At 63.3% G+C, this 22,522-nt stretch carries 23 protein-coding genes; 11 read left to right on the top strand and 12 right to left on the bottom strand.

Going from position 1 to position 22,522, the window contains the following annotated elements; translation table 11 throughout:
• Nucleotides 1-44: 44 nt before the first annotated feature.
• Nucleotides 45-953, bottom strand: coding sequence for an SDR family oxidoreductase (locus tag BBX50_RS25905; protein ID WP_065778310.1), 909 nt, complete (start codon nt 951-953; stop codon nt 45-47).
• Nucleotides 954-1,040: 87 nt separating this feature from the next.
• Between BBX50_RS25905 and BBX50_RS25900 the strand changes: the two genes are divergently transcribed.
• Both BBX50_RS25900 and BBX50_RS25895 read left to right on the top strand, forming a co-directional pair.
• A complete protein-coding gene (locus BBX50_RS25900; RefSeq protein WP_065778161.1) occupies nt 1,041-1,613 on the top strand; it encodes a TetR family transcriptional regulator in 573 nt (190 codons plus the stop codon).
• A gap of 99 nt (nt 1,614-1,712) precedes the next feature.
• Nucleotides 1,713-2,750 carry a serine hydrolase gene (locus tag BBX50_RS25895; RefSeq protein ID WP_065778160.1) on the top strand — a complete coding sequence of 346 codons (1,038 nt, stop codon included), beginning with the start codon at nt 1,713-1,715 and terminating at the stop codon, nt 2,748-2,750.
• Nucleotides 2,751-3,086: 336 nt separating this feature from the next.
• On the opposite strand, the gene gcvA is transcribed toward BBX50_RS25895, so the two are convergent.
• On the bottom strand, nt 3,087-4,058 hold the full coding sequence (gene gcvA, locus BBX50_RS25890) for a transcriptional regulator GcvA (protein ID WP_065778159.1): 972 nt from the start codon (nt 4,056-4,058) through the stop codon (nt 3,087-3,089).
• 127 nt (nt 4,059-4,185) lie between these two features.
• Here gcvA and BBX50_RS25885 point away from each other — a divergent pair, with 127 nt between their 5' ends.
• Both BBX50_RS25885 and BBX50_RS25880 read left to right on the top strand, forming a co-directional pair.
• Nucleotides 4,186-4,389: a hypothetical protein gene (locus BBX50_RS25885; protein ID WP_065778158.1), complete on the top strand. Its 204-nt coding sequence runs from the start codon at nt 4,186-4,188 to the stop codon at nt 4,387-4,389.
• Nucleotides 4,390-4,799: 410 nt separating this feature from the next.
• The gene (locus BBX50_RS25880; protein ID WP_065778157.1) at nt 4,800-5,828 is read left to right on the top strand and encodes an IS1595 family transposase; all 1,029 of its coding nucleotides are present in this window, start codon (nt 4,800-4,802) and stop codon (nt 5,826-5,828) included.
• Here BBX50_RS25880 and BBX50_RS25875 read toward each other — a convergent pair.
• Complete coding sequence (locus BBX50_RS25875; RefSeq protein WP_065778156.1) at nt 5,825-6,286, bottom strand: hypothetical protein; 462 nt, start codon at nt 6,284-6,286, stop codon at nt 5,825-5,827. The genes BBX50_RS25880 and BBX50_RS25875 overlap by 4 nt on opposite strands.
• Nucleotides 6,287-6,484: 198 nt before the next feature.
• Here BBX50_RS25875 and BBX50_RS25870 point away from each other — a divergent pair, with 198 nt between their 5' ends.
• Entirely contained in the window at nt 6,485-6,979 is a 495-nt protein-coding gene (locus BBX50_RS25870; RefSeq protein ID WP_065778155.1) for a GAF domain-containing protein, read from the top strand.
• A 48-nt stretch (nt 6,980-7,027) separates the two neighbouring features.
• Here BBX50_RS25870 and BBX50_RS25865 read toward each other — a convergent pair whose 3' ends face one another.
• The 5 genes from BBX50_RS25865 to BBX50_RS25845 are packed head-to-tail and all read right to left on the bottom strand — an operon-like array spanning nt 7,028 to nt 10,642.
• Complete coding sequence (locus tag BBX50_RS25865) at nt 7,028-8,044, bottom strand: zinc-binding alcohol dehydrogenase family protein (protein ID WP_065778154.1); 1,017 nt, start codon at nt 8,042-8,044, stop codon at nt 7,028-7,030.
• Entirely contained in the window at nt 8,041-8,418 is a 378-nt protein-coding gene (locus BBX50_RS25860; protein ID WP_065778153.1) for a cupin domain-containing protein, read from the bottom strand. Before BBX50_RS25860 ends, BBX50_RS25865 begins: the two co-directional genes overlap by 4 nt.
• Nucleotides 8,415-9,518, bottom strand: coding sequence for an alkene reductase (locus BBX50_RS25855; RefSeq protein WP_065778152.1), 1,104 nt, complete (start codon nt 9,516-9,518; stop codon nt 8,415-8,417). Before BBX50_RS25855 ends, BBX50_RS25860 begins: the two co-directional genes overlap by 4 nt.
• A gap of 58 nt (nt 9,519-9,576) precedes the next feature.
• On the bottom strand, nt 9,577-10,248 hold the full coding sequence (locus tag BBX50_RS25850; RefSeq protein ID WP_065778151.1) for an SDR family oxidoreductase: 672 nt from the start codon (nt 10,246-10,248) through the stop codon (nt 9,577-9,579).
• Nucleotides 10,235-10,642, bottom strand: a complete 408-nt coding sequence (locus BBX50_RS25845; protein ID WP_065778150.1) for a glyoxalase — start codon at nt 10,640-10,642, stop codon at nt 10,235-10,237. Before BBX50_RS25845 ends, BBX50_RS25850 begins: the two co-directional genes overlap by 14 nt.
• 91 nt (nt 10,643-10,733) lie before the next feature.
• On the opposite strand from BBX50_RS25845, the gene BBX50_RS25840 reads away from it, so the two are divergent.
• The 5 genes from BBX50_RS25840 to BBX50_RS25820 all read left to right on the top strand — a co-directional run bounded on the left by BBX50_RS25840 (nt 10,734) and on the right by BBX50_RS25820 (nt 17,261).
• On the top strand, nt 10,734-11,651 hold the full coding sequence (locus tag BBX50_RS25840; protein ID WP_065778149.1) for a LysR family transcriptional regulator: 918 nt from the start codon (nt 10,734-10,736) through the stop codon (nt 11,649-11,651).
• A gap of 241 nt (nt 11,652-11,892) precedes the next feature.
• Nucleotides 11,893-12,399, top strand: coding sequence for a sigma-70 family RNA polymerase sigma factor (locus BBX50_RS25835; RefSeq protein WP_065778148.1), 507 nt, complete (start codon nt 11,893-11,895; stop codon nt 12,397-12,399).
• 98 nt (nt 12,400-12,497) lie between these two features.
• A complete protein-coding gene (locus BBX50_RS25830) occupies nt 12,498-13,448 on the top strand; it encodes a FecR family protein (RefSeq protein ID WP_065778147.1) in 951 nt (316 codons plus the stop codon).
• Nucleotides 13,449-13,812: 364 nt separating this feature from the next.
• Nucleotides 13,813-16,011, top strand: a complete 2,199-nt coding sequence (locus tag BBX50_RS25825; RefSeq protein ID WP_065778309.1) for a TonB-dependent siderophore receptor — start codon at nt 13,813-13,815, stop codon at nt 16,009-16,011.
• Nucleotides 16,011-17,261, top strand: coding sequence for an MFS transporter (locus tag BBX50_RS25820; RefSeq protein ID WP_065778146.1), 1,251 nt, complete (start codon nt 16,011-16,013; stop codon nt 17,259-17,261). The genes BBX50_RS25825 and BBX50_RS25820 overlap by 1 nt, the downstream gene beginning before the upstream one ends.
• 31 nt (nt 17,262-17,292) lie before the next feature.
• On the opposite strand, the gene BBX50_RS25815 is transcribed toward BBX50_RS25820, so the two are convergent.
• Nucleotides 17,293-18,264: a helix-turn-helix domain-containing protein gene (locus BBX50_RS25815; protein WP_065778145.1), complete on the bottom strand. Its 972-nt coding sequence runs from the start codon at nt 18,262-18,264 to the stop codon at nt 17,293-17,295.
• Between the two features lie 123 nt (nt 18,265-18,387).
• Here BBX50_RS25815 and BBX50_RS25810 point away from each other — a divergent pair, with 123 nt between their 5' ends.
• Nucleotides 18,388-19,002, top strand: a complete 615-nt coding sequence (locus tag BBX50_RS25810; protein WP_065778144.1) for an isochorismatase family protein — start codon at nt 18,388-18,390, stop codon at nt 19,000-19,002.
• A gap of 83 nt (nt 19,003-19,085) precedes the next feature.
• On the opposite strand, the gene BBX50_RS25805 is transcribed toward BBX50_RS25810, so the two are convergent.
• The 3 genes from BBX50_RS25805 to BBX50_RS25795 all read right to left on the bottom strand — a co-directional run bounded on the left by BBX50_RS25805 (nt 19,086) and on the right by BBX50_RS25795 (nt 22,503).
• Nucleotides 19,086-20,096 carry a LacI family DNA-binding transcriptional regulator gene (locus tag BBX50_RS25805; RefSeq protein ID WP_065778308.1) on the bottom strand — a complete coding sequence of 337 codons (1,011 nt, stop codon included), beginning with the start codon at nt 20,094-20,096 and terminating at the stop codon, nt 19,086-19,088.
• 179 nt (nt 20,097-20,275) lie between these two features.
• Nucleotides 20,276-21,556 (bottom strand): D-tagatose-bisphosphate aldolase, class II, non-catalytic subunit, encoded by a 1,281-nt coding sequence (locus tag BBX50_RS25800; RefSeq protein WP_065778143.1) that lies wholly within the window; start codon nt 21,554-21,556, stop codon nt 20,276-20,278.
• A gap of 5 nt (nt 21,557-21,561) precedes the next feature.
• Nucleotides 21,562-22,503 (bottom strand): sugar kinase, encoded by a 942-nt coding sequence (locus BBX50_RS25795; protein ID WP_065778142.1) that lies wholly within the window; start codon nt 22,501-22,503, stop codon nt 21,562-21,564.
• Nucleotides 22,504-22,522 lie beyond the last annotated feature (19 nt).

Genomic DNA, 22,522 nt, shown 5'->3' with positions numbered 1-22,522 from the left:
AAGATCGCCTCTTCGGATGATCGCGAGCGAGGCATGCCGTGTCCTCAGCGGTATCCGCTGGCGTCAGCCGGCTTGTTCGCCTCCATCACCTCGCGCATGTAGCGCCAGCAATCGGGCCGCGAGCCGTCGAGATCGTTGAAGCCGTAAACCTGCGCCAGCCCGCCGCTCGAAAGCGACTGGCCGTTCCAGCGGGCCTTCTGCGGATCTGCCGCCAGTGCGGCGACGGCGCGGCCGACGAAGCGCGGCGTTTCCGAGATGACGAAATGCGGCTGGGCCTTCGTCGCGTCGCGCCAGTTGTCTTCGCTGACGTCATAATGTTCGAGCATCATCTCCGAACGCATCCAGCCGGGGGTGATTGAAACCGCGGTCGCGCCATGCGGCGCCAGGTCCTTGGCGTGCGCCCAGGCCATGCGGTTGGCCGAAACCTTGGCAAGATCGTAGAAGGGCGACAATCGATAGTGCTCGGCATTGTACTCGGCGGTGCCGTCAGTGACCTCGACAAGCAGGCCGCCCGGCCTTTCGATCATCAGCGGCAGAGCGTGGTGCGCGGTGATCAGGTGGGTATCGACGCCGAGGCGCAGAAGCTTCAGGCCATTTTCGAGATTGTGTTCCCAGACGGGCTTGTTCCACTCGAACAGCAGTTCGCCGCCCCAGACGTCATTGACGAGGATGTCGAGCCGTCCCTGTTCCGTGCGAATGCGGTCGATGAGTGCCTTTACCTGAGCCGGTTGCAGATGATCGACCTGGACCGCGACACCCTTGCCGCCGAGGCTGGTGACGATCTCGGCGGTCTCTTCGATCGTCTCGGGCCGGCGGTACTCGGATTGCTGCTGCCTTGTGGTGCGGCCGGTGACGTAGACGGTGGCGCCCGCCGCGCCGAGTTCAGTGGCGATGCCGCGGCCACCGCCACGGGTGGCGCCGGCGACGAGTGCGACCTTTCCTTCGAGCATCATGATTTCCTCCTTCGTGGTCATCGATGTCTGGCGTTTCCACTGGATCGTGATATATAAATGATTGTTCGTTTATAAATGAGAGTCAAGATGCCCCGACCAAAGACGATGCCCGACGCGGACGTGTTGAAGGCCGCTTTCGCCATCATGCGGGCGGAGGGGCCGGAGGGGCTGACCTTCGCGGCGCTTGCAACACGTACGGGGCTTTCCGGCGCCACCCTGGTGCAACGCTTCAACAACAAGGCGCGTCTGATCCAGAGCGCGCTCGTTCACGCCTGGGATGGCCTGGACGGGCAGACGACGGAATTGATGGCGAGCGTGCCGCGCACCCCTGAGGGTGCAATCGCGCTGCTGGTCGGCCTTTCCGGCGACTACGGCGGCATCGATTCCTATGCCGACGATCTCCGGATTCTGCGCGAGGACCTGCGTGATCCGCTGCTGCGCGCCCGTGGCGCGAAGTGGCGCGACGTGCTTTCGGGCGTGCTCGACGAATGCCTCGCGGAGTTGCCTGGCGCTGGTCCCGGTGTCGGCCTGCTGATGGCGTCGCAATGGCAGGGATCGCTGCTGTGGTGGAGTTTCGACCCAGATGTCCCGGTGACCGCGTTCGTCGAGCAAAGCCTGCGGCGTTTCGTTGACGCCTTTGCGCAGCAGCCAATGGCCTGAGATCCCCGCATGGGCTTGCGGATCACCTGGCTTTCAAATCGCCGTGAGATGGCGCTGCGGCGGATGACGCCGACGTGCGGTGGTCTTAGATGCTGATCCATGATCAGATTTGTCGCCGCCGTCTTCGCCAGGACACTCTTCGCCTTGACGCTCCTCGCCCTGCCGGCCGCTGCTCAGGGGCCGGCGCCGGTCTCGGCCCTGCTGCAGGCGTTGGCAGAACGTCCGGACCTCAGCCCCCTGAAGACCGTGATCGTTGCCCGTGAGGGGAAGATCCTCGTCGAGCGCGGCTATCGCGGCAACCGCGTGACGGACGCGACCAACATCAAATCGGCCTCGAAATCGATCATCTCGGCGCTCGTCGGCATTGCCATCGACAAAGGCTTGCTCGAAGGGCCGGACCAGCAGATTGCGCCGATCCTGAGGGCCGATCTGCCGGCCTCGCCCGATCCGCGCGTCAACGACATCACCATCGGCAATCTGCTGTCGATGCAGGCCGGGCTCGGCCGTCTCTCGGGCCCGAACTACGGGCGATGGGTTGTGAGCCGCAACTGGGTGCGCACCGCACTGGCTCAGCCGTTTGACGATGATCCTGGTGGACAGATGCTCTATTCCACCGCCTCCACCCATCTGCTCTCGGCGATCCTGACGAAGGTCAGCGGCAAGTCGACGCTCACGCTTGCGCGCGACTGGCTGGGACCGCTCGATGGTTTCCGCATCGGAGCCTGGGATCGCGACCCGCAAGGGATCTATCTCGGCGGCAACCAGATGGCGATGAGCCCCCGCTCGCTGCTTGCCTTCGGCGAACTCTACCGCAATGGCGGCCGCACGGCTTCAGGCGTGCAACTGGTGTCGGCGGAATGGGTCGCAGCGTCGTGGCAGCATCGCACCAATTCGCGCTTTTCCGGCGACGAGTACGGCTACGGCTGGTTCGCGCGCCAGATCGCCGGCGAGACCGTGCATTTCGCCTGGGGTTATGGCGGGCAGATGCTTTACATCGTGCCGAGCCTCGATCTGACAGTCGTGATGACCTCGGCCGAGAGCGGGCCATCTGCCCGCAACGGCTACCGTGACGCGCTGCATCTGGTGCTCGGCGAAATCATCACGACAGTGAAGGCCGGTCCGGAGACGGACGGCTGACGCGTGGACGCCGCCGGTCCCGCGCTTGAAAAAGTGGTATGTGGAATTGAATGGTCCAATGGATCTATCGGTAGTTCCAGCCGATCGCAATTCTGCGGCATTAGGTAGCAAAGACCACCAAAATCGCCTTACGCCTCTGAATCAAAACAGAATTTCAGGCCAGCATTCCCATGAATGCCACTGACGTTGATTGGGTTTGTGACAACGATGCCAGGGAGCCTACATCGGCGGAACGGCAATGCGATTGCGGAGAGTGACGCTTTTTAGAGTGGAGGGTGTGAATACTTCGGACATGTTGCCTCTGGTTGGGAAATTCGATGCACGGCTTGGGCTGGCCTAAGCCCCCCTGGTCCCGCGCCCCTTTTCATCGGATGCAGGTGTTCGCGATCCCTGACCCGGCATCTGTTCCGCCTCGTCAAGAATCCATTCGCGAAAGGCGACGACACGGGGATCGGAAGCCGTTTCCTGCGGATACACGAGGAAATAGGCGAGTTCGGACGGGATCGGGATGCCAAGATCGAAAAGCCTGACAAGCCGCCCCTCGGCCAGATCGTTTGCGACAGTGGTCAGGTCCACAAGTGCCACAGCATCCCCGCTGATCGCGGCTTGAAGCATTTCCGATGACGTGGCGAGCGCAACCGTACGATTGTCGTCGAAGGCGTCGATACCAGCGGCCGCCATCCACATCGACCAGTTCGGCCACGCGACACCCTGTCGCTCCCATTCGATATGGACCAAGGTGTGATCAAGCAGATCAGTCGGCGTTCGAATGGGCCTCTCGGACGAGAGTAGCCGAGGACTGCATACGGGAACGACAACGTCATCAAACAATCGATCAGCGCAAAGGCCGGGATAGTTTCCCGTGCCAAAGCGAATGCCGATATCGATGTCGTCCAGCTCGAAGTCGCGCACCTCGGGGGAGATATCAAAGCGCAGGTCGATTTCCGGCCAAGCGCCACGGAAGCGTTTCAGCCGCTGCATCAGCCATTTGACGGCAAAGTCCGGATCGACGGTGATTTTCAGGTGGCGGGAGCCGCGCTCGCTCCTGCGGGCCTGCGCGACGGCACGCTTCATGAGTTCGAGCGCGTCACCGGATGCGCGGCAAAGGATCAATCCCGCCTCCGTCATGCGGATCGAGCGATTGGTGCGCTTGAAAAGCGGCAGGCCGAGCTGGTCCTCGATTTCCTTGATCTGGTAGCTGACCGCCGCCGGGGTCAGGCCAAGTTCGTCGGCCGCTCGACTGAAGTTCAGATGTCGCCCCGCGGCATCAAGCGCTCTCAGCGCCCGCATTCCAGGAGTTATGCTCATTTTTGCTTCAAAGAAAGTTTGAAATTCTGAACAAGAATACTCGTTTCCCTGCTCGCATTCAATATGCGAGTATGTCAATTATTCGAGAAATATCAGGTCACCGCGATAGCGGCAAGGAATATTCCCCATGAACTCGACCAAAATTACCCTCAATTTTTTTAATTCAAAAATGCACGACCTGGTGCGTCGATTCAACGATGAAACGCGCCGGCGGCGGACACTGCATTACCTCAAGCGAGACCTGCGTCGTCTTACTGAACAACGTCTACGGGACATAGGCATCAACCCGGAGAACATTCCTCATCTGACGAAATGTGAATTCGAGTTTTGAAATCAGGCCCCAATGGGCTTCTGCGAAGAAAGCCCCGACAACTGGGCATTCATTTCCACATGCCTGCAATGGGCCGAAAGCAATCGCGGGTCGCACGGATCTCCAGCAAAAGGCTTTCGATCTCTCGCCAAAATTAATCATTTAGACCTCCTTCGGTCGACCTCGACGCGAAGTCCAGATAAGAACCTGGATCATGTTCAGGATGATACGAATACAGCTCTGATCTCCCGCGGCCTTTTTCGTCCGCCGATCTGCTGTGCCTGCCGTCGACCTCTGGAGTCTGAACATGACCCTCATCGCCACCGCTGCCATTGCCCATCGCTCCCGCGCCGAGGTGTCGACCGTCAGTGTGTTGGTCGGGGGCTTGGAAATACGCCCAGCCGCCTTCCGGATGGCGGAGGGGTTGAGCCGTGGCGAACCCCGACGACACGCCCAAGGGCCAGCATTTCCTGCTCTCGCCAGAGTGCCGAACGCTGACGGTGCTCGATCTCGCCAAGATGCGGGATGCGACTGCCTACAACTGGTTTAAGCGCCTGCGCTGGCACCAGACGGAGGGCGAGCCTTACTGCCTCAAGTGCGGAACGTTGTGCTGCCACACGATGAGCCGCAACCGCTTCAAGTGTGCCGAGAAGACATGCAAGGCCGTGTTCAGCGTCACCTCGGGCACGGTCTTTCATGCGCGGAAGCTGAGCTTCAAGAAGATGCTCATCGCCATCTGGTTCTCGGCGAACTCGGTGAAAGGCAAGGCTGCGCTCCAGCTCTCGCGCGAGATCGGCGTCCAATACAAGACCGCCTGGGTCCTCCTCATGAAGCTGCGAGAGGCCATCGTATGGCGTAGGGAGGAGATGGTACTCGATGGCGAGGTCGAGATTGACGGCAAGTACGCTGGCGGCCACATCCGTCCTGAAAACAAGGCCGAGGATCGCATCGATCGTCGCCTCAAGAAATACCAGAACATGAAGCGGCTGTGCGCTCTTGCGATCCGCCAACGCGGACTGGGAGGGCAGACGTTCACCCGTATCATCCGAGACGAGGACGGCGATGCCGCCTGGGCGGCCGTCCGAGATCACGTGTCTCGGGAGGCAGCGGTCTTCGCGGACGAGCACGGTAGCTATAACGACCTGGCTGGTCTGAACAAGCTGGAGCGCGTCAACCACTCAAAGGCCTATCAGACCGACGATGGCACGAACACCGACCAGGTCGAGAGTTTCTTCTCGCGCGTCCAACGGGCCTATGTCGGCATCCACCATCGGTTTTCGTTGAAATACTTCGACTGGTACGTGGCCGAGCTCGCGTGGCGTGAGGATTGCCGCCAGGTGAGGAGCAACCGCGGCCATACGTTCCAGGTGCTGGGCAGGGCACTGTCTCGCCCGACATCTCGGTATCTGTGCGGATACTGGCAGGGCAACAAGCCGCCGGACCTGATCTGGGAAGGCTAAACGGCAATCTCCCAGAGAACCTTACGGCCGTCAAACTGGCCGGACTGCCGCACGCGTCCCGCAGTCGTCAATTGGGTCAGGACTGCCGACAGACGGTGCGCGATGTCAGAAAGATCGGCTGGCTCGCTCGGGATGCCGAGCTTGGCGGCGAACTTCGCAGCGCAGTCAGTCACAGAAATAGGTTCCCCTGCTTCGCGCAGAACCTCCAAGACGGCCTGGCGCTTGTTTACGCCGTTCATGGCCGCTTTCACCTCGGACGACGAGCGTCTGGCCTTTCGAGAGCGGTTCCCCTGTTCAGACCCCGTTAGCGCAGATGCCTTGTAGTCGGACTCGTAGCTCAGGATGACGCCGTCCAGCGCTCTCATCAGTTCTTGAATGTCGACCCGCTCTCTCTCAAGCTGCTGCAGCCTGTCAGTCAAGGCGGCTCGTTTCTGCTTCAACTCGTACGCTACACTCATTCGAGGCTCCGTTTTCACCGGAAACCAGGGTAGTCGGGATGCCATTTCAGGTCTGGTGGCTTTTGCTACCTAATGCCGCAATTTTGCTGTGTCCGCGGTTGGTGTATTGCTCAGCCAAATCCGGCATGGGGCGCGATCTTGTCGGCGGGCTGCAACGCTTGGCGAGCGGTATCAGGCCCAGATTTGAAAGGTAGGACTGTGTTTGCCTCGAAGACGATCGCAACCGGTGACAAGGCCGAATTCTATCGTGAGCTTGCCGACCAGCTCGGCGGCCTCCTGCACGACGAGCGCGACTTCATCGCCAATGCCGCCAACCTCTCGGCACTCGTTTTCGATCTGGTGCCGGATCTGAACTGGGCCGGTTTCTACTTCCTGCGGTCGAACGACGAGCTGGTGCTTGGACCGTTTCAGGGCAAGGTCGCCTGCGTGCGCATTGCGGTCGGCAAGGGCGTCTGCGGCAGTGCCGTGGCGCAGAAGCAGACGATGCTGGTTCCCGACGTTCATGCCTTTCCGGGCCATATTGCCTGCGATGCCGCGTCTCGATCCGAGCTTGTCGTGCCACTGGTGACGGACGGCAAGGTGCTCGGCGTGCTCGACCTCGACAGCCCTACGCCCGACCGCTTCGGTGCTGAAGACCAGGCCGGTTTCGAGGCGCTCGCCGCGATCTATGTCGCGGCGAGCGATTTTACCTAATCGCGCCGCCAGCGTTTCGCGCGGGCGGCGATGCGGTTGGACCAGACTTCAGCCGCCAAAACCTTCGATCACGATCTTGCCCTTGGCAGCGCCGGTCTCGATGCGGCGATGGGCTTCGCGCAGGTTTGCGGCGTTGATCGGCGACAGCACCTCGGCCAGCGTCGTCTTCAGCCGGCCTGCGTCGATCTCGTCGGCGACGAAGGACAGAAGCCGGTGCTGCTCGATCATATCCGGCGTCTGATGCATCGGGCGGGCGAACATGAACTCCCAGTGCAGGCTTGCCGCCTTGGTCTTCATGCCGGCCATCGGCATCGGCACGTCGGTGTTGTCGATCGAGACGATGCCCCCTTGCGGGCGGATCAGTTCGACCGCGGCATCCCAATGGCGCATGTCGTTGAAGATGGCGATGTGGTCGACATGGGTAAAGCCGAGCGCTCGCACCTGTTCGACCAGCGGCTCGCGATGGTTGACGACATGGTCGGCACCCAGCTCCTTCACCCAGGCGATGGTTTCCGGCCGCGAGGCCGTGGCGATGACGGTCAGGCCGGCGCGCTTGGCAAGCTGGATGCCGATCGAGCCGACGCCGCCGGCACCGCCGACGATCAGGATCGACTGGCCGCGATCGGCGCCGTCCCGGTCGATCCCGAGGCGATCGAAGAAAGCCTCGTAGGCGGTGATCGTCGTCAGCGGCAGGGCGGCGGCTTCCGCAAAGGAAAGGCTCTTCGGCTTGCGGCCGACGATGCGTTCGTCGACCAGCTGATACTGCTGATTGGAGCCCGATCGCGTCAGATCGCCGGCGTAGTAGACTTGGTCGCCGGGCTTGAACAGCGTCACATCAGGGCCGACCGCCTCGACCACGCCGCTTGCATCCCAGCCGAGCACACGCGGTGTTTCCTCGATCTTGTCCTTCGGTGCGCGCATCTTGACGTCAACCGGATTGACGGCGACGGCCGCGACGGCAACGAGGATGTCTTGTCCCTGCGGCACCGGTTTCGGCAGGGTGACATCGAGGAAAGCGTCCGGGTCGGAAACCGGCAGATAGCGGGTGAGGGCGACGGCTTTCATGGCTTGCTCCTATTGGCGGGCGAATGGTCTTCAGGTGCGAACTCGACGGTGACGAAGACGAGTTCGGCGTCACCGGTGTTGGTCAGATCGTGCACGAAGGCGGTTGCCGGCGTCAGGTCGCTGAAATGGCGTGTGTCGCCGGCACGGTAGATGACGTCGGTGGTCCTTCCATCGCCCGAGCGCGCGCGCGCCGTGCCGTCGGTCAAGGCCGTCCAGAAATACGGCCGGTCGTGACGGTGAGGACCAAGCGTTTCGCCCGGCTGCAGCCTGAGGTGCCAGACGCGCAAACCCGCTCCTTCGTGCACGAGTTCGGTTCCGATTCGATCGTTGATGGCGGCCTCCGCTCGTTCGCGCTCAGTCAATGGTCCGGTCATGCGACGTTCTCCAGCGCCGGGTAGGTAGAGTAGCCCTCGGCGTTGCCGCCGAAAAGCTTGGCGCCGTCGAAGCTTGCAAGTGGCAGCTCCTCCTTCAGCCGGCGTGGCAGGTCCGGATTGGCGATGAAGGGACGGCCGAATGCGACGATGTCGGCGAGATCCGCGGCAAGGATCGCCTCCGCCCGCGCCTTGTCGTAGCGACCGGCGACGATAATCCGGCCGGAATAGGTGGCGCGCAGATCGCGGCGGAAGCTGTCGGGGATTTCAGGCGCATCGTCCCAGTCGGCCTCCACCAGATGGATATAGGCAAGGCCGACACGGCTAATCTCGACTGCGGCCTTGAGGATCGTCGGGATGATCTCGTCGTCTTCCATGTTGCGCTGGGTGATATAGGGCGAAAGCCGGATGCCGACGCGCGATGCGCCGATTTTCGCCGCGACCGCCTCGGCCACCTCGACCAGGAAACGAATTCGGTTCTCGGCCGGGCCGCCATAGCGGTCGTCGCGCTGGTTGGACGAGCGACGCAGGAACTGGTCGATCAGATAGCCGTTGGCGCCGTGGATCTCGACCCCATCGAAGCCGGAAGCGATGGCATCGGCGGCCGCCTGGCGGAAATCATCGACGATGCTGGCGATCTCGTCCGCCTCCAGCGCGCGTGGCACCGGGCTATCGATCATCGTACCGATGCCGGTTTTCGGATCGGCCACCCAGACCTTGGCACCTGGGGAGAGGGCCGACGGCGCAACCGGGCGACCACCTTCGTGGAAGCTCGCGTGGCTCATGCGCCCGACATGCCAGAGCTGCAGCATGATGCGGCCGCCTGCACGGTGCACGGCGTCGGTGACGAGCCGCCATCCGGCAATCTGCTCGGGAGAGTGGATGCCGGGTGTAAACGAGTATCCCTGCCCCTGCGGCGATATCTGGGTGGCCTCGGTGACGATGAGGCCGGCCGACGCGCGCTGGGCATAATATTCGGCCATCAAGGCGTTGGGCACATTGCCCGGCTGGCTGCTGCGCGCCCGTGTCATCGGCGCAAGCGCGATGCGGTTCGGCAACGTTAGCGCACCGAGAGAAATCGGGGAGAAGAGTGTCGGCGACATCAGCAAATCCTTTGTGAAAGGCGGCCGTACGGAAACGGCCAAGGCGCGTGGCGATATGTCAGTTGATGAGGGCGCCACCGTCGATGTCGACGACCGACCCGGTGACGAAGGGGTTGTCGATGGCGAAGAGATAGCCGCTGGCGATATCTTCAGGTCGTCCGAGGCGGCGGGCCGGCAGGGTCGAGGCGGCGCGATCGAACATGGCGTCGCGGGCTTCGCCGGCCATGCCGGCATAGGCTTCCGTCTGCGTGAGCCCGGGGCTGACGACATTGACGCGCAGCGGCGCCAGCTCCTTGGCAAGCACTTTCGCCGTGGCTTCGAGGGCGGCATTCATCGCCGTCTTGACGAAGGTGCCGGGAACCGTCCGGCGGGCGAGAAAGCCCGAGGTGAGGGTGATGGTGCCGCCGAGGCGCATGATCTTGGCAGCCTCGCGGGCAAGGACGAGCGAGCCCCAGAACTTGACGTCGAAGGCAGCCTTGGCGGCGTCCAGATCGACATCGGCGACCGCGCCGCCGGGAGCGGCGGAGCCGGCTGTGACGATCAGGTGGTCGATCGGTCCGAGCTTGCGGAAATAGGCGGCAACGGAAGCGGCGTCGGCGATGTCGAGGCCGGTGGCGCGGCTGGCGATCTCGACCCGGCCAGGGCGTTGGCTCAGCGCGCTTGCGACGGCGGCGCCGATGCCGCTGGTGCCGCCGATGACGACGGAGACGGTGTTGTCATTGAAGGTCATGGTCATGCTCCGGGGAAATGGGGGGAACGGGTTCGGAAAAGACGGCTTCGAGCAACGGACCGCCGGGTGTGCGCAGAAACAGCCGGCGCTCGCCGATGTCGGCAAGGTCCATCGTCGAATAGGGGATCGCGAGCCGGTCGAGCCTGGCGCGAAAGGCGGCGTAGCCTTCAAGCCGGAAGCCGACGTGATCGATCGCTTCGGCCGCGCGGTCGCAACCGCTGCCGTAGCTGCCGATGATGTGCACGATCGGCTTGCCGTCGGCGTAGAGCCAGTGGCCGGGGATACGGCGGATGGCCGACGGACGCTCGCCGACGGTCAAATCGAAGATCGTTTCGAAGAACGCGCGCGTTCCGTCGATATCGCCTGTGCGGATGGTCACATGGTCGAGCTGCATGGCGCGTCTCCTTTCGAGGAGGAAATTAGCTATTGCGGCACATCCGGATAATTGGCTTAGTTCCAAAATTATATTTCGGAGAAAGCGAAAAATGCTGCTCGACAATCTGGCTCTGTTTCTTCTGATTGTCGAAAAGGGCGGGCTTTCCGCCGCCGGGCGCGAGAAGGGCTTGTCGCCCGCCTCCGTTTCGGAGCGGCTGGCGGCACTCGAAGCGCACTATGGCGCAGCCCTCCTGAAAAGAACCACGCGGGCGATCAGCCTGACCGAGGAGGGGCGCTTGCTGGTCGATGGCGCCCGTCGCCTGCTGGCGGAGGCCGACGAACTCGAGACTGGAATCCGCTCGGGCACGCGCACGGTGTCCGGACCGATCCGCTTAAGCGCGCCGGAGGACATGGGGCGACGTTACATCGTGCCGATCCTTGATCGGTTTCTCGCCGAACATCCAGATGTGACGGTGGACCTCAACCTCACCGATGGCTACATCGACCTCGTCGGACAGGGCATGGACTTCGCCATCCGCCATGGCGTTCTGGCCGACAGCACGCTTCGCGCGCGCACGCTCGGCGAGAACCGGCGCGTCGTTTGCGCAGCTCCGGCCTACCTGGAGGCCAAAGGCAGGCCGGAGCATCCGAATGATCTCTCCCGCCACGACTGCATCGTCATGCGCTTCGGCGCCAATCTCGACCGTGAATGGGCTTTTCAGGTCGATGGCAAGCCGCACAAGGTGATGGTGCGCGGCAGGCGCGTTGCCAATGACGGCGGGCTGGTGGCGGAGTGGTGCCGTGCCGGTCATGGCATTGCGCTGAAATCCGTCTGGGACATCGCGGAAGACCTTGCCTCCGGCGCGCTTGTCGAGCTGCTCGCGACCTTCGCTGCCGGCGAAACGGGATTGCAAATCGTCTACCCGCCGGCAAGCGTCCAGCCGCGCCGGGTGCGGCTGCTGATCGATCACCTCGCCTCGGAGTTGAGTTCCATCGAGACCATGTTCGCGCGCAGCGGACGAAATTGACGCCGGCGGCCACGGTCGCTCCAACGGTCGGTCGCCGTGGCCCTCATGCAACAGTTCTTTCCTAATGTACGGCTCGACCTGCTCCGTCACGGTTTCGGTCTTCCTGCCGCATCGCCGCCGCATTGCAGCGCGCCTCCGCTTCGCCTATGAAACATGAGTAAAGTATTCAAGATAACGGCGGCGACCGGGCGCCGCACGTTTGTGATGGCGGTGCGAAAGCCCGCGCTGGAGAGGCAGATTGATGACCGATGCGATGGTGCAGGGGCTTCACGAGCGGGAGGAAGGCAGGATCCGCCGTTTCTTCAGTCGGCGCCTGAGAAATCGCGAAGACGCGGTCGATGCCACCCAGGAGACCTTCATGCGTATGCTTGAGGCATCGCGCTCGACGCTGATCGAGAACCCGCAGGCCTATCTGTTTCAGGTTGCTCGCTCTGTTGCCCGGGTCGCCTCCGAGCGTGCCGCACGGGAGCAGGCATTGTTTGTCGCCGACGAAGACGGCATGGAGCACGCGGAAGATCGCCCCATTCAGGACCGTATCGTCAACGCCCGCCAGTGCCTGTTGATCATGGCGCGCACCATCCAGGGACTTCCCAACCGCTGCCAGCAGGTCTTCATCCTCAGCCGCCTGCATGGCTTAAGCAACGGCGCGATCGCCGAGCAGCTCGGCATCTCAAGAAACATGGTCGAAAAACACATCATCCGGGCGCTGCTTGAATGCCGGAAGATGCGCGCCGAGATTATTTTCTGAGCGAACGTCAGGCAAAATCGTCGTTTCAACTCTAAGATGGTGAGAGCGATTCTTTGAGGATCGCCCGACGGCATTTTCAATTCGACCGGAAGACGTGAATGAGCGGCAGTCGCCAGACCATCGACGACAGTATTCTGCAAGCGGCTGCGACCTGGGTCGCGCGGCTTCAGTCCGACGATGCGACGGAAGTGGATCGCCAGGCATTCGAGCGCTGGGTTGGCCAGCATCCGGATCACCAGCGGGCTTACGACGAGTTGCGGGCGCTCTGGGGCGATCTCGGAGATGTGCCGATCCCCGAGGGGCGGCTCGGGGAACTGCGTGCGCAAAGCCGCCGCCGGGTCGGCGGCTTCGTCGGGCTCTGTCTGGCGGCGGGTGTCGCGATCCTGTCGCTGACGACACCCTACGGCGACCGCTGGCGCGCCGATTACTATACCGGCGTCGGCGAGATCAGGCGCATCACGCTGGAGGACGGAACCGAGGTCGACCTCAACACCGACACGGCCCTCGTTGTTCACTACGGGCAGGACCGCAGAACGGTGCAGTTGTTGCGTGGCGAAGCCTTTTTTGCCGTTGCGAAGAACCCGTCGCGGCCCTTCGTGGTCGAAGATGGCGCCTTGAGTGCGATGGCGCTCGGAACCCGCTATTCGGTCGGAACGGCCGGTGCCGACCGGGCAGCCGGCGTGCAGGTCGAGGAAGGCCGCGTCGAGGTCGAGGCGGCCGGCCAGAAAGCGGTTCTCGGCGCCGGCGAGGCGGCGACGATCGACAAGCAGGGGCGGATATCCCTGTCGAAGGTGGATGTCGCTGCCGGAACCGCCTGGCGTGACGGCAAGCTCGTCTTTTCGCGCCGACCCTTACGCGACGTGCTCGCCACGCTCGAGCGCTACCGTCGCGGCCGCATCCTGCTCATCGACGAAGCGGCCGGCGCGCTCGAAGTCTCCGGCATCTTCGATCTGCACGATACCGACGACGCCCTGCGGGTGCTGGAGGCGAGCCTGCCGCTGCGCGTCATCAGGCTGTCCGGCCTCATGGTCGTCGTCCAATCCCGTTAGGCAGAAAAATCTTCCTGATGACGTCAGGAGATCGCGTCCCCCGCGCTCTTAGTCAGCAGTGGCAATGTCGCAAATGCCTGAGGTGGACGGAAATCGCTCAGTTTCCGTGTCTCGCCCAGGCAGGCGGCCCGCCCAGGAGTTGAGTAGGGGATCTCGGATGAGAATTTTGCAGGGTCGCGGTTCACGGCGCCGTTCTTTCGCACGGCTGGCGCTTGCCAGTGTTTCTTTCATCGCCTGCGCGAACGCAGCGCAGGCCGAGGCGACGACGGCACCGGTCGCGATATCGGCGCCAAGGTCGATATCCGTTTCCGCGGGGTCCCTCGAAGCGGGCATCCTGAAGCTTGGCCAGCAGGCAGACCTGCGCATGCTCTATCCGAGCGCGCTGACCACGGGAAAGGCGACCAAGGGCGTCAATGGCACGCTTTCGACCGAAGCGGCGGTCGCGCAATTGCTGCAGGGAACCGGGCTTGGCTACCGGGTCGTCAGTGCGAAGACCGTTCAGATCTTCGACCCGGCCGATGCGGAAATCACCACCGGCGCCGTTGTCAAGGACGGCACGACGCAGCTCGAAAAGATCACCGCGACCGGGGAGCGTACCGGCGCAGAAGGCATCGTTGAGACCGACGGGTATGTGGCGAAATCCGCAAGGATCGCGACCAAGACCGATACGCCTGTCATGCAGACGCCGCAGTCGATGTCGGTGATCAGCCAGAAGCAGTTGCAGGACCTGAAGCCACAGAACCTGATGGAGGCGCTGAACTACACGCCTGGCGCCCGCGTCGGCCAGTACGGTGCCGAACCGCGCTTCGACGCCTTCAAGGTGCGCGGCATAGATCTCACGCTGACCGGCATCTTCCGCGACGGCCTCCGGCAGATATCGAGCCCGAACGGTCTCTTCCGGCTGGAGCCCTATGGCGTCGAGGCGATCGCCACGCTCCGTGGTCCGGCGGCCTCGATCTATGGCGCCAGCAGCTCCGGCGGCATCGTCGATATCGTCTCGAAGCGGCCGACCAGCGATCCGCTGCGCGAGGTCGAAGTGCAGTACGGGTCCTACGGTCGGGTACAGGGCGCATTCGACGTTTCCGGGCCGCTCGACGACGAAGGCACCATGCTCTACCGCATGACCGGGCTTGCGCGCGATGGTCGCACCGAGATCGAGGCGGTCAAGGACGACCGCCTGTTCATCGCACCCGCCTTCACCTGGCAGCCGGACGAGGGCACCAAGTTCACCCTGCTTGGCGAGTACATGGATTCGACCACCGGCGGCACCTGGGGCTATCTCAACCGCTACGGGCCGGACGGCAAGTCGATCGGCGCGATCCCGACCTATGGCGGCGATGCGCGCTTCAACGATTTCACCCAGAAGCAGGCGCGCATCGGCTACGAGCTGGAGCATGAGCTTAGCGACAGCGTCACGCTTTTTCACAAGCTGCGCTATTCCGACATTTCGACGCGGCAGGAATGGGTCTTCGCCAACTATCCGGGCCTGACCGTCGAGGACAATACCGGCGTTGCCAGCGATACCTATCTGAAGTTCGACTTCGACACCGGTGGTGCCGCCCATCAGCTGATTGCCGGCGTCGACTACAGCTACATGAAATACACCTCGAAGCAGGGCAGCGGACCGGATCTGTTCAGGGACGACTTCACCTATGTGCCGGCGCTGACCTCCACCCAGAAGCAATCGCAGAGCGGCATCGGCATCTATATCCAGGACCAGATCGAATATGAGGCCTGGCGCCTGACGGCGGGCCTGCGGCACGACTGGGTCGACAACAAATATGCGGTCGACGGAAGGCGCTTCAACCGCGACGACAGCGAAACGACCGCGCGCGCCGCCCTCGGCTACGTGCTTGCGAACGGCATGATGCCCTATGTCAGCTACGGCACCGCCTTCGTCTCCAACCCGGGCGTGATCATCAACCTTGGCGGCAGCGATACCCCGGCCATGCCGACGCTCGGCAAGCAATGGGAAGCGGGTATCAAGTACGAGATCCCCGGCCAGAACGCGACGATCACCGCGGCTGTCTTCGACATCGACCAGGAGAGCGCCACCGTCTATGAGACATCCTCGGGCTTGAACCTACTGCGCCAGCTTGATCTCAAGTCGCGCGGTTTCGAACTCGAAGGCACGGCGTCGCTCGACAACGGCTGGAACTTCATCGCCTCCTATTCCTACAACGACGTCGAGATCACCAAGCTGACCTCCGAGACGCTCGGCAATCAGCTGAATTCTTCGCCCTACCACATGTTCTCGCTCTGGGCGGACTACGAGGTGCAGTCCGGCGTGCTCGAAGGGCTCGGTGTCGGCGCCGGCGTGCGCTATGTCGGATCGAGCTTCGGCGACAACGTTCACACGCCCGTTCTCAACAACGAAGCGCGCACCTTCGTCGATGCGTCGGTCCGCTATGATCTCGGCGCCGCCAATCCGAACTTCGAGGGCGTCCGCCTGCAGCTCAACGCGACCAATCTCTTCAACGAGGTCGAGCAGCTCTGCACCACGGGCTTCTGCTACTTCGACGAAGGCCGCAAGGTCGTTGCCAGCGTGCGCTACCGCTTCTGATGGCGATTGAGGCCAAGCCGTCAACAGCGCCGTCGCCGGCGGCGATCTTCTTTGCGGTCGGCGGGCTCTATGTGGCGCAAAGCGTCATCGGCGGGCTGACAATGCTTGGTCCACCGGCGGTGCTCCGGACCCAAGGGCTGCCGCTCGACCAGATCGGCCTCGTCTACCTCACGGTCTTGCCCTGGGCGCTGAAGTTCCTGTGGTCGCCGCAGGTGGAGCGTTTCCGCCTGCCGGCGGCTGGCCGCAATCGCTCGGCAGTGGTCATTCTTGTCGGCGGCGCGTTTTCGGCCACGATGCTTGCGGTCCTGGGCCTGCTCGGGCCGGAGCGGCTTGCTCCCGTGCTCGCCTGTTTGGTGTTCATCGCGCTTTTCACCTCGACCGTCGATATTGCCTGCGACGGCTTTGCCGTCGAGACCCTGGCCGAAGAACACCACGGCTGGGGCAACGCCGCCCAGGTTGGCGGTTCCTATGTCGGTTCGGCGATCGGTGCTGGATTGTTCCTCGTTCTGGTCGATCGTCTCGGCTGGGCGCCGGCGGTGTGGATCATGGCGGTCGTCGTGCTGGCGCTTGGCCTTCCCTTCCTGCTCGGCCCCGGTTCGCGCCCGACGAGCGAGGCCCGCAGCCATGTCCCGTCGCTTAAAGCCGCGCTGCGGCGCCCGGAGGTGCGCAAAGGTCTGCTGCTTGCGGCAGTCTACGTCTCGGCGCAAAAATGGGGCCTCGCCATGCTTGGGCCGTTCCTCATCGATTACGGCTTTGACCTCGCCTCGGTCGGGGTCCTCAATGGCGTCGGCAGCATGCTTGTCGGTTTCGGCGGCGCGCTCTTCGGCGGACTGCTCGTGCGCCTGTGCGGTGCCGGCACCGTGCTGATCGGCGCCCTGCTCCTGCAGGTGACGATGCTTATCGCCTTTGCCTATGTCGGCGCGTCGGGCGATGTGTCCCGCCCGGTGGTGATGGCGCTTGCGGTCGCCAGTTCCTCGGGCGTAATGGCGATCGGTTTCGTCGCGCTCTACGCCCAGTTCATGGGCTGGGCCGATCCGCGGCAGGCGGGCGTCGACTTCACCCTGTTCCAGTGCATGGACAGCCTCGTCGGCATGGCCGGCGGTCTTGGCGCCGGCTGGATCGCCGAGCGCTTCGGCTACGCCGCTTTCTTCCTTTGCGCCGCCGTTGTTTCAACGGTCGCCGTGCCGATGCTGGTGGCCCTGGTGCGCCGGCAGCCGCTGCCGGCGAGCGCCCGGGGCTGCATATCCTGAGGGATGTTCTCCAGCCTTGAGGTTGCGCGCTTCAGGGCGCAGCTTCGAGTGCTGGTCTCTCCCGGAACTGCCGCCGATAGCTTGCTGGCGAGATCGAGAAGGTCCGGGTGAAATGCTGTCGGAAGGAGACGGTGGAGCCGAAGCCCGCCATCTCCGCCACGTGATCGACCGAGCAGGAGCCGGTCTCAAGCAGACGTTGCGCGGTCGCAAGCCGTTGCATGAGAAGCCATTGGGTAAAGGTCGTTCCCGTCTTCCTGCGGAAATGCCGTGTGAAACTGCGAAGGCTCATGCCGGCGTGATCCGCCAGTCGTTCCAGGGACAGCGGCTCGCCCAGATGTTCGATCGCCCAGGCGATCGTTGCGCCCAGCGGGTCGCCGCTGCCCGGAGCGGGCAGGGGCGCCTCGATGTATTGCGCCTGATCGCCGTGGCGATGGGGTGCTACGACCAGCCTGCGGGCGATACGATTGGCAATCTCGGCGCCATGGTCATTGCGCACGATGTGCAGGCAACAGTCGATCGCGGCGGCCGTGCCGGCCGAAGTCAGGATATCGCCCTCGTCGATGTAGAGCGCGTTGCGGTTCAGCATGACCGCGGGATAGGCGCGCTCGAATTCGTCGGCCCAGGCCCAGTGTGTCGAGGCGGTGCGTCCATCGAGCAGGCCTGCCTCGGCCAGAACGAAGGTGCCGAGACAGAGGCCGACGAGCCGGGCGCCGCGGGCGTGGGCGGTCCGCAGTGTTTTCAGCAAATCTGCCGAAGGGCGGTTACGTGGATCGTCCCAGGCCGGCACGACGATCGTGTCCGCTTCGGCAAGGCGCGAGAGGTCATGCTCCACCTCGATGTGAAAGCCGGACATGGTGCGGACCGTTCCGGTCTTTTCACCGGCGATCAGCAGCCGGTAGCGCGGCACGCCGAGCTTCAACAGGTCGTCGCCGAAGACGATGCAGGGCACGGAGAGATGGAACGGGCTGATGCCCTCGAAGGCGACGACGGCGATGGTGTGCATGTTCAGGCGATCCCGATCCTGTAAGTTTGGCCGGAACCTATCACATATTGTCATTCAGGCCACTTTCGTGATGCCGGTGGTTTGGCGATTTTCGCGGGCGTCAGAACACGAAAGGAACCTCCCATGACACACCCGACCATTCGTACCATTGCCGGTGCCCCCACGCCCGAAAGCCTGGATCCTCGCAAGACCGCCCTGTTGGCGATCGATTTCCAGAACGAGTATTTTTCGGGCCGCATGCCGATCCCGGATGGGGAAAAGGCGCTTGCAAATGCCAAGAGGCTGATCAAGCGCGCCGACGCTGATGGCATGAAGGTCTACCATGTCCAGCATGTTGCCCCGGCCGGCAGCCCAGTCTTTGCCGAGGACAGCGCGACCGTTGCTTTTCACCGGGACATTCAGCCGGCTGCCAACCATGCCGTGGTGCGCAAGTCTTCGGTGAGCGTGTTTGCCAGCACCGACCTCGGCCAGCAACTCGAGAAAGCCGGGATCGATACGCTCGTCATCACAGGGCTGATGACCCATGCCTGCGTCGCCGGTGCCGCGCGCGATGCCGTGCCGCTCGGCTTCAGCGTCATCGTGGCAGGGGATGCCTGTGCCACGCGCGATCTCGATACGGGTGACGACGATGTCGTTCCGCATGCCGTGCTGCACCGCGCGTCGCTGGCGACGATCGATGACACCTTCGGCGACATCCTGACGACCGATCGGGTCCTCGCCTTGGCGCGCCGCTCATGAACTGCGGATCGGCCGCCGGTTTGGCCGAGGCTCTTCGAAGGAGGCGATTGCAGCGAAAACTGCGTCGCACTTTGCTGGGTTTTCTAGGCTGAGCCGCGCAGCATGATCTCGGCGTTCAAGAGAATACGCTCGTCCTCGGGGAAGGCGCCGCCGTCGTCTGACGTCTCCCCGAGCTTGAAGAGCAAGAGCTCGATCGCCAGCCGGCCGATCTCGTTGTAGTTCTGCGCCACCGTCGTCAAGGGCGGGCAGGTGTAGCGCGACAGCGGATGGTCGTCATGGCCGGCGACGCGCAGATCGGCGTCGCGGCCGACCTTCAGGCCCGACTGGAAGGCGGCGGCGATGACGCCGAAGGCGACGCGGTCGTTGGCACAGAGCACCGTCTGCGTCGGGAAGCCGCCGGAGCCGAGGATACGCAGCGTTTCGTCGAAGCCGAACTTCTCGAAGTCCCAGGAACCGTTCGGCGTGGTCGTAACCAGCGCCGGCTCCATCTTCAGCTGCTGCATCGCCTCCAGATAGGCGTCGCGCCGGGCCAAGGCGTTGTTGTTGACCGGCGGCATGCCGAGATAACAGGGCGGGCTTCCCGAGCGGCAGAGATAATCGACCATCAGCCGGAAGCTCTGGCGGTTGTCGGTGCCGACGAAGGAGGAGCTGTCGTCGAGCGGCGAGTCCACGTAGATCAAAGGAATACTCTCGCCGAGCGCCGTCAGCGTCTTGTGATGCGATTGCACGCCGAGTGGCGCGATGATGGCGCCGGCGACGTTCATCGATTTGAAGGTCTCGATCGCCCGCTCCTCCATCTCCGGCCGTCCGTCGGAGGAGAGCACGAAGGCGAGGAAGCCGGCCTGGTTGGCGATGTGCTCGATCCGGCGCGTCAACGCCATGTAGAACGGGTCGGTCGAGTTCGGGACGATGACGCCGAGGATATTGGTGCGGCGGCGGTTCAAGTTGACGGCGAAGATGTTCGGCCGAAAACCCGACTGCTTGATTGCCACCTCGATGGCGTCGCGGGTCTTCTTGCGGACCGAGCCTGGATCATTGAAGTATTTCGAGACCGTTGGCCGCGACAGGCCGACGAACTCCGAAAAATCCTCCATGGTCTTGATCTGTCTGTCCACGGTCGCTGCACCCCATATTGTTTTGATTTCGTTTATAGGTTCATTTCGAGGGGATAGGCAGTACCGGCTGGCAAATATTCACCGAATGCATGACCCGCTTCTGATCGGTGAGAGCAGCACGCGGGCGAAAGCCCGCGTGCACTTTTTCCTGTCCCGCTCTAAGCTCGGCAGGCCGAGAAATATTCCTGAAGAACAGCATCGACCGAGGCGAGTGCCAGCGGTTTTGCTTCGGGGGCAACCTTGCCGTCGCGTACACGCTCGTAACTGCCGGAAAGATACTGGCTGATCAGGGTTTCCGGGATGATCACACCATTGAGCAGCGCAAGCAGTTCTTCGACTGATGCAGCGACCTTCGGGTGCGGCCAGTAATAGCGGATGCGGTCGCTGTAGGAGAAATGCCGCTGCAGTCGCTGGGCTTCGGCCGAGCCATGGTAATACTTGCCCCAGTTGGCCGGCTCTTCGCGCATCACTGTCTCGGTGACCATTGCCAGCGTCTGCTTGCGCGCCTCCGGGAAAAGGAAAGCGGCGATCTGGTCGAGGCCGTAGAGCGCTTCGCGCAGTGCAAAGGTCAGGCCCGGGCCGACCTTCAGAATGGCAAAGCCGTCGGAAACGAGGTCGCGCAGCGCCTCCTGCGTCTGGTAGTCGGTCGAATGGGCCTCGAAGACGATGCCGTCGAGCTGTTTCAGGCTGGCGCTGAGCTTTGCCGCCTTTGGCCTGTCATAGGCGATGACGTTCTCGTTGCCGAACTCGACACCCGGCTGTACGACCGCGCCGACGACACGCCCGAAGGCGTCGGCAGCGCCGGCCTTCTCGAAGGCGCGGCGATGAATGGACACGGTCTCGATCGCTGCCTCCGGCGCCGTGACTTCGAGCGTATCGAGCTCTTCGAGCGCGCCGCCCGGAACCGGCACTTCGGTGCCGATAATATAGACCGGGGCGATACCGTTCTCGCCGGAAATGGCGGCTTCGGCGGCAGCCGCAAGCCGGGCGGCACGTTCCGCCGTCACGGCGTCGGGCAGAGCCACCGGCTCGCCGGCGCAGCCCATGCTGGTATCGAGATGCAGCTTGGTGAAGCCGGCCTTCGCATAGGCCTCGATCATCGTTTCGGCCTTGGCCATCGCTTCCGCAGCCGGCAGATGCTTCCACGGGTTCGGGCCGAGATGGTCGCCGCCGAGGATGATCTTGTCCTTGGGAAACGAGACGCGATCGGCGATGCCAGCGACGAAACGGGTGAAATCGGCAGGCGTCATGCCGGTGTAGCCGCCATCCTGGTTGACCTGGTTGCAGGTCGCCTCGATCAAGAGAGCGGCATCTTCCTGAAGCGCGCGCAGCATCGCGGCCTCGATCACCAGCGGGTGGGCCGAGCAGACGGAGGGAATGCCGCGAAAGCCCGGACGGTCGCGCCAGCGGGCAATGTCGATTAGAAGGTTCTGCTGCATGGCGGTCAGCCCTTTTTCGCGTTGATGAAGGTTTCGAGATCCGCGCGCGTCGAGGCCCCTTCCATCGGGCCGGAAATCATGACGGCGCGTGCGCCCGAAGCGTTGGCAAATTCCAGGGCTTCTGCGGGCTTCGCGCCGTTCAGCCAGAAGGTGACGAAGGTCGCGCCGAAGCAGTCGCCGGCGCCCGTCGGGTCGGTTTCCTCGACAGCGAAGCCCGGGTGCGAGAACGTCGTTTCGCGGTCGAAGTAGCTGGCGCCCTCGGCGCCGCGCTTGACGACGACCACTTTGATGCCGGTGGCGAGCAGTTCCGACACCGCTTCGGCCTCGGTCTTTGCCCGCGTGAACAGGAAGAGTTCCTGGCCGCTCGGCAGGAAGACGTCGGTCTTGGCGAGCACCGTCTGCAGCGCCTCGCGCATGCCAGGGCTGTCGAGGATTTCCGGTCGCAGGTTCGGGTCGAAGGAGACCGTGCCGCCGGCTGATTTGATGATCTCGATCGCCGAGATAATGCTCTCGACCACGCTTGGGGCGTAGAGCGACGAGCCCATCACATGCAGGTGGCTGCAGCTTCTGACCAGCGCCCGGTTTGCTTCATCGAGCCGGATCGTGCCGCAGGCGCTGTGGCGGATGTTGAAGACGAAGGCGCGGCTGCCATCGGCGCGATAGCGCACGAAGGCGCTGCCGGTGGTGCCGAGCGGGTCGATGGCGATCCCGGAAATGTCGACGCCGTCCGCTTTCAGCCTGTCGAGGTTGACATGGCCGAAGTCATCGTCGCCGACCCGCGAGATGATCGCCGCCGCCTGGCCGAGCTTGCCGACCTGATCGATGAAGATCGCCGGAGCGCCGGAAGGATAGGGGCCGATGAGCGGTGTCGCCTGGCGAAAACCGTCGCCCTTTTCGGTGGCGATGATCTCCACGAGAATTTCGCCGATCGTCAGTATCTTATGCATGGTGTGTCACTCGTTCGAT

Origin of the sequence: Ensifer sp. LC11 (assembly GCF_001695835.1) — a bacterium.
In the GTDB taxonomy this organism is placed as follows: Bacteria; Pseudomonadota; Alphaproteobacteria; order Rhizobiales; family Rhizobiaceae; genus Ensifer.
Note: the sequence above shows the minus strand (reverse complement) of the source record. Positions and strands in the feature narration are given on the sequence as shown.